A 5,592-nucleotide genomic window follows, 5' to 3' on the forward strand; every position below is an offset into this window, starting at 1 on the left:
GAGGACTTCCAGCAGGTCGCGCTCGCCCAGGGCGCGGCGGAGGTCGGCGAGCCCATGAGCCTCGCCGTCCTGCCCGACCGCTCGGTCCTGCACACCTCCCGCGACGGCGAACTCCGCCTGACCGACGCCACCGGCACCACCCGGACCGCGGGCAGACTCGCCGTCTACTCCCACGACGAGGAAGGACTCCAAGGCGTCGGTGTGGACCCGCACTTCACCGACAACCGGTTCGTCTACCTCTACTACGCGCCCCCGCTGAACACCCCGCCCGGCGACGCCCCCGAGACCGGCACCGCCGCCGACTTCGCCCCCTTCGACGGCGTCAACCGGCTCTCCCGCTTCGTCCTGAAGACCGACGGCACCCTGGACGCCGCCAGCGAGAAGAAGATCCTGGACGTGCCGACCTCGCGCGGCATCTGCTGCCACGTCGGCGGGGACATCGACTTCGACAAGGACGGCAACCTCTACCTGTCGACCGGCGACGACTCCAACCCCTTCCAGTCCGACGGCTACACCCCCATCGACGAACGCGCCGACCGCAACCCCGCCTTCGACGCCCAGCGCACCTCCGGCAACACCAACGACCTGCGTGGCAAGATCCTGCGGATCAAGGTCAACGGCGACGGCTCCTACTCCGTCCCCGACGGCAACCTCTTCGCCCCCGGCACCGCGAAGACACGCCCCGAGATCTACGCCATGGGCTTCCGCAACCCGTTCCGCTTCAGCGTCGACAAGCCGACCGGCATCCTCTACGTCGGTGACTACGGCCCCGACGCCGGTGCCGCCGACCCCGCCCGAGGCCCCGGCGGCCAGGTGGAGTTCGCCCGCGTGACCGGCCCCGGCAACTTCGGCTGGCCCTACTGCACCGGCAAGAACGACGCCTACGTGGACTACGACTTCGGCACGAAGACCTCCGGCGCGGCCTTCGACTGCGCCGCCCCGAAGAACACCTCCCCCCACAACACGGGCCTGACCGACCTGCCCCCGGCACAGCCCGCCTGGATTCCCTACGACGGCGCGTCCGTACCGGAGTTCGGCGACGGCTCCGAGTCCCCGATGGGCGGCCCCGTCTACCACTACGACCCCGCGCTCGACTCCCCGGTGAAGTTCCCCGAGGCGTACGACGGCAACTTCTTCGCCGGTGAGTTCGGCCGCCGCTGGATCAAGCGCATCGACACCGGCGCCGACGGAACCGTGAAGTCGATCAACGCCTTCCCCTGGACCGGCACCCAGGTGATGGACATGGCCTTCGGCCCCGACGGCGCGCTGTACGTCCTGGACTACGGCACCGCATGGTTCGGCGGCGACGAGAACTCGGCCCTGTACCGCATCGAGAACGCCACCGACGGCCACTCTCCCGTCGCCAAGGCCGCCGCCGACAAGACCTCCGGACAGGCCGCGCTGAAGGTCCGCTTCTCCTCGGCCGGCACCACCGACCAGGACGGCGACACCCTCACCCACCACTGGGACTTCGGCGACGGCAGCAGTTCCAGCGCCGCCAACCCCACCCACACGTACCGCAAGAACGGCACCTACACCGCGACCCTGACCGCCGAGGACCCCTCCGGCCGCACCGGCAGCGCCGCCGTACGCATCGTCGTCGGCAACACGGCGCCCACCGTGACGCTCCAACTCCCGCAGGACGGGCAGCTGTTCAGCTTCGGTGACGCCGTGCCGTTCACCGTGAGGGTCACCGATCCCGAGGACGGCAGGAACATCGACTGCGCCAAGGTCACCGTCCACTTCGTGCTCGGCCACGACACCCACGGCCACCCGCTGACCTCCGCCCAGGGCTGCTCGGGCACCATCCAGACCAGCGCCGACGGCGGCCACGACGAGGACGAGAACATCTTCGGCGTGTTCGACGCGGAGTACACCGACAACGGAGGCGGCGGCCAGGCCCCGCTCACCTCCCACGACCAGAACGTCGCCCAGCCCCGCCACCGCCAGGCCGAGCACTTCACCGACTCCTCGGGCATCACCCTCCAGTCCAAGGACACCGCGCACGGCGGCAAGACGGTCGGCGACATCCACAACGGCGACTGGATCTCCTTCACGCCCTACGCGCTGGGCAACGCCAAGAAGATCACCGCACGGATCTCCTCCGGCGGCACGGGCGGCACGCTCGAGGTCCGCGCCGGATCGGCCAAGGGCACCCTGCTCGGCAAGGCCACCGTGCCGGTGACCGGCAGCTGGGAGACCTTCCAGGACGTGAGCGCCGACCTGTCCCGCGCGCCGAGGAGCACGACCACGCTCTACCTGGTCTTCAAGGGCGGCACCGGAGCCCTCTTCGACGTGGACGACTTCACCTTCACCACCGGCTGAGCGGAGGTCACCCCCATGCGCACCACATGTCTGCGCACCACACGTCCACTTGCCACACGCGTGCGCACCACACGTCTGCTCACCACCGCGGCCGTGGGAGCCGCGCTGCTGCTCGGCTGCGTCACCGGCCCGGCGGCCGCGCGCCCCACGGACAGCGGACGGGTCCTGGTCTTCTCCAAGACCGCCGGATTCCGCCACGACTCCATCCCCGACGGCATCGCGGCCGTACAGCAGCTCGGCGCGACGGACGGCCTCACGGTCGACGCCACCGAGGACGCGGGCGCCTTCACCGCCCGCAACCTGCGCCGCTACGACGCCGTCGTCTTCCTCTCCACCACCGGCGACGTCCTGAACCCAGCCCAGCAACGGGCCTTCGAGGGCTACATCCGCCAGGGCGGCGGCTACGTGGGCGTCCACGCGGCCGCCGACACCGAGTACGACTGGCCGTTCTACGGCGGCCTCGCCGGGGCGTACTTCCAGTCGCACCCGGCGATCCAGCCCGCCACGGTCGTGGTCGAGGACCACGCCCACCCCTCGACCGCCCAGCTGCCCACCCGGTGGGAGCGCACCGACGAGTGGTACAACTACCGCTCCGACCCGCGTGACCGCGCCCACGTCCTGGCCTCGCTCGACGAGTCCACGTACTCCGGCGGCACCATGAACGGCGACCACCCCATCGCCTGGTGCCAGGAGTACCAGGGCGGCCGCGCCTTCTACACCGGCGGCGGCCACACCAAGGAGTCCTACGCCGACCCCGCCTTCCGCGCCCACCTGCTCGGCGGCCTGCGCTGGGCGACCGGCGCCGAACAGGCCGACTGCCGCCCGGAGAACGGCTACCGCCCCCTCTTCGACGGCACCGCCGCCTCCCTGGAGAACTGGCGTCAGGCCGGGCCCGGCTCCTTCACCCTGGCCGACGACGGCACGCTCACCTCGACCGGCGGCATGGGCCTGCTCTGGTACGCCACCTCGGGCCTCTCCTCGTACTCCCTGAAACTCGACTGGAAGGTCACCGGCGACGGCAACTCCGGTGTGTTCGTGGGCTTCCCGCCCTCGGACGACCCCTGGTCCGCCGTCGACAACGGCTACGAGGTCCAGATCGACGCCACCGACGTCCCGGAGAAGACCACCGGGGCCGTGTACGGCTTCCAGTCCGCCGACCTGGCGGCACGGGACCGCGCGCTGAACCCGCCGGGGGAGTGGAACACGTACGAGATCCGCGTGGAGGGCGAACGCCTCCGCGTCTGGCTCAACGGCGTGCGGATCAACGACTTCACCAACACCGACCCGGCCCGCAGCCTGGTGGACGGACACATCGGCCTCCAGAACCACGGGGCCGACGACCAGGTGTCGTTCCGTGACGTCCGGATCAAGGAACTGCCCGCGAAGGGCCGCTGACCGGCGGCGGGCGGGAGGCGCCGTACTCCCGCCCGCCGTCCCCCACTTCACCGCTGCCCGAGTTCACCGTTGCCCGAGCGCGTCCGCGCCCGCCAAGGAGGCCGACCATGTCCGCGTCCCGTTCCCGAGGCCCCGCCGGAGTGTGGCTCATCGGCGCCCGAGGCTCCGTCGCGACCACCGTCGTCGCGGGCTGCGCCGCGATCACCGCAGGGCTGCACCCGCCCACCGGCATGGTCACCGAGACCACCCTCTTCACCGGCTGCGACCTGCCCGAACTGCCCTCCCTCGTCTTCGGCGGCCACGACACATTGGACTGCCCGCTGCCCAAACGGGCCGAGGAACTCGCGGCCGGCGGCGTCCTGCCACCTGGTCTCCCCGCGGCCGTCGCCGCCGAACTCGCCGCCGCCGACCGCGAGATCGTCCCCGGCGGCCCGCTCCCGGACGACGACCGCGACGAGCAGCGGCTGATCGACGCCTTCGCCGCCGACATCCGCGACTTCACCGCCCGCCGCGCGCCAGCCGGGACCGTCGTCGTCAACGTGGCCTCCACCGAGCCCGCCGCCGACGGCGACACCCTCCCGCCCAGCTCCCTCTACGCGGCCGCCGCCCTCCGCGCGGGCTGCCCCTACGTCAACTTCACCCCCTCCACCGGCCTCCACCACCGGGCCCTGGCGGCGGCCGCGGCGGAGAGCTGCCTGCCGTACGCGGGCCGGGACGGCAAGACTGGCCAGACCCTCCTGCGCTCGGTGCTCGGGCCGATGTTCGCGCAGCGCGCCCTCGCGGTGCGGGCCTGGTCCGGCACCAACCTGCTCGGCGGCGGCGACGGCGCCGCCCTGGCCGACCCCGCCGCGGCCGCCGCCAAGAACGCGGGCAAGGAACGCGTCCTCACCGACACCCTCGGCACACCGGTCCAGGGCCAGGTGCACATCGACGACGTGCCCGCCCTCGGCGACTGGAAGACCGCCTGGGACCACATCGCCTTCGACGGCTTCCTCGGCACCCGCATGGTCCTCCAGACCATCTGGCAGGGCTGCGACTCGGCACTGGCCGCTCCGCTGGTGCTCGACCTGGCCCGGCTGGTGCTGCGAGCCCGACAGGCGGGACTGACGGGCCCATTGGGCGACCTGGGCTTCTATTTCAAGGACCCGGTGGGGGAGGGGCCTTCGGCTCTGGGCGAGCAGTACGCGGCGCTCGGCCGCTTCGCCGACCGGCTGCGCGCCGACGCCGGGTACGCGGGGGAGGGGCGGTGATCGGCGACGGGGGCGTGGGCGGACCGGTGAGGCCCGGGGGGCCTGCGCGGCTTGCGGGTGGATCGGGGGCGCTTGGCGGGGCTGCGGCGGGCGGAGGCGGGAGTACGTCTGGGAAGGCTGAGGCAGAAGGGGCGCGCGGGGGGCTCGTGGGGACGAGAGCCGGAATCGGGGGCGGCGCGGGAATGCCCGGGGGAGTTCCGGCGGCCGTGCCCGGGGCTCCGCGCGGGACGGGGGTTCCCGGCGCCGCCCCTGCCGATGAGGACCGTCCTGCCGTTCCGGAGTCCGCACACCCCCGCCGGGGCACGGGGAGCCGCTTCGCCGCCTGGGCCGAACTCCTCCGTCTGCCCGCCTTGTTCACCGTCCCCGGCGATCTCCTGGCCGGCAGTGCCACCGCCCCCGACCGCCCCGGCACCCGCGTCCTGTGGGCCATCGGTTCCTCCCTCTGCCTGTACGAGGCGGGCATGGCCCTCAACGACTGGGCCGACCGCGCCGAGGACGCCGTCGAATGCCCGCACCGCCCCCTGCCCTCGGGCCGCATCCGCCCCGCCGCCGCCCTCACCGCGGCCTGCGCCCTGACCGCCACGGGCCTCGCCCTCGCCGCACGCTCCGGCCGTCCCGCGCT

4 protein-coding genes are annotated in these 5,592 nt (G+C 72.7%); all 4 read left to right on the forward strand.

Annotation, left to right across the window (positions count from 1 at the left end; genetic code table 11):
* Nucleotides 1-2,325: PQQ-dependent sugar dehydrogenase (locus tag GTW40_RS20840; protein ID WP_161181715.1), on the forward strand; the 2,325-nt coding region annotated here is incomplete at its 5' end.
* A gap of 60 nt (nt 2,326-2,385) precedes the next feature.
* Nucleotides 2,386-3,720: a ThuA domain-containing protein gene (locus tag GTW40_RS20845; RefSeq protein ID WP_161181716.1), complete on the forward strand. Its 1,335-nt coding sequence runs from the start codon at nt 2,386-2,388 to the stop codon at nt 3,718-3,720.
* A 107-nt stretch (nt 3,721-3,827) separates the two neighbouring features.
* The gene (locus tag GTW40_RS20850) at nt 3,828-4,970 is read left to right on the forward strand and encodes an inositol-3-phosphate synthase (RefSeq protein WP_161181717.1); all 1,143 of its coding nucleotides are present in this window, start codon (nt 3,828-3,830) and stop codon (nt 4,968-4,970) included.
* Nucleotides 4,971-5,311: 341 nt separating this feature from the next.
* Nucleotides 5,312-5,592 (forward strand): UbiA family prenyltransferase (locus GTW40_RS33240; RefSeq protein ID WP_237525603.1); only part of this gene is annotated, 281 nt, incomplete at its 3' end.

The sequence above is a fragment of the Streptomyces sp. SID4985 genome (assembly GCF_009863025.1).
Classification (GTDB): Bacteria; Actinomycetota; Actinomycetes; order Streptomycetales; family Streptomycetaceae; genus Streptomyces.

Excerpts from the sequence above, each read along its gene's own strand:
- GTW40_RS20850 (WP_161181717.1), top strand. The coding sequence starts at position 3,828 with ATGTCCGCGTCCCGTTCCCGAGGCCCCGCCGGAGTGTGGCTCATCGGC.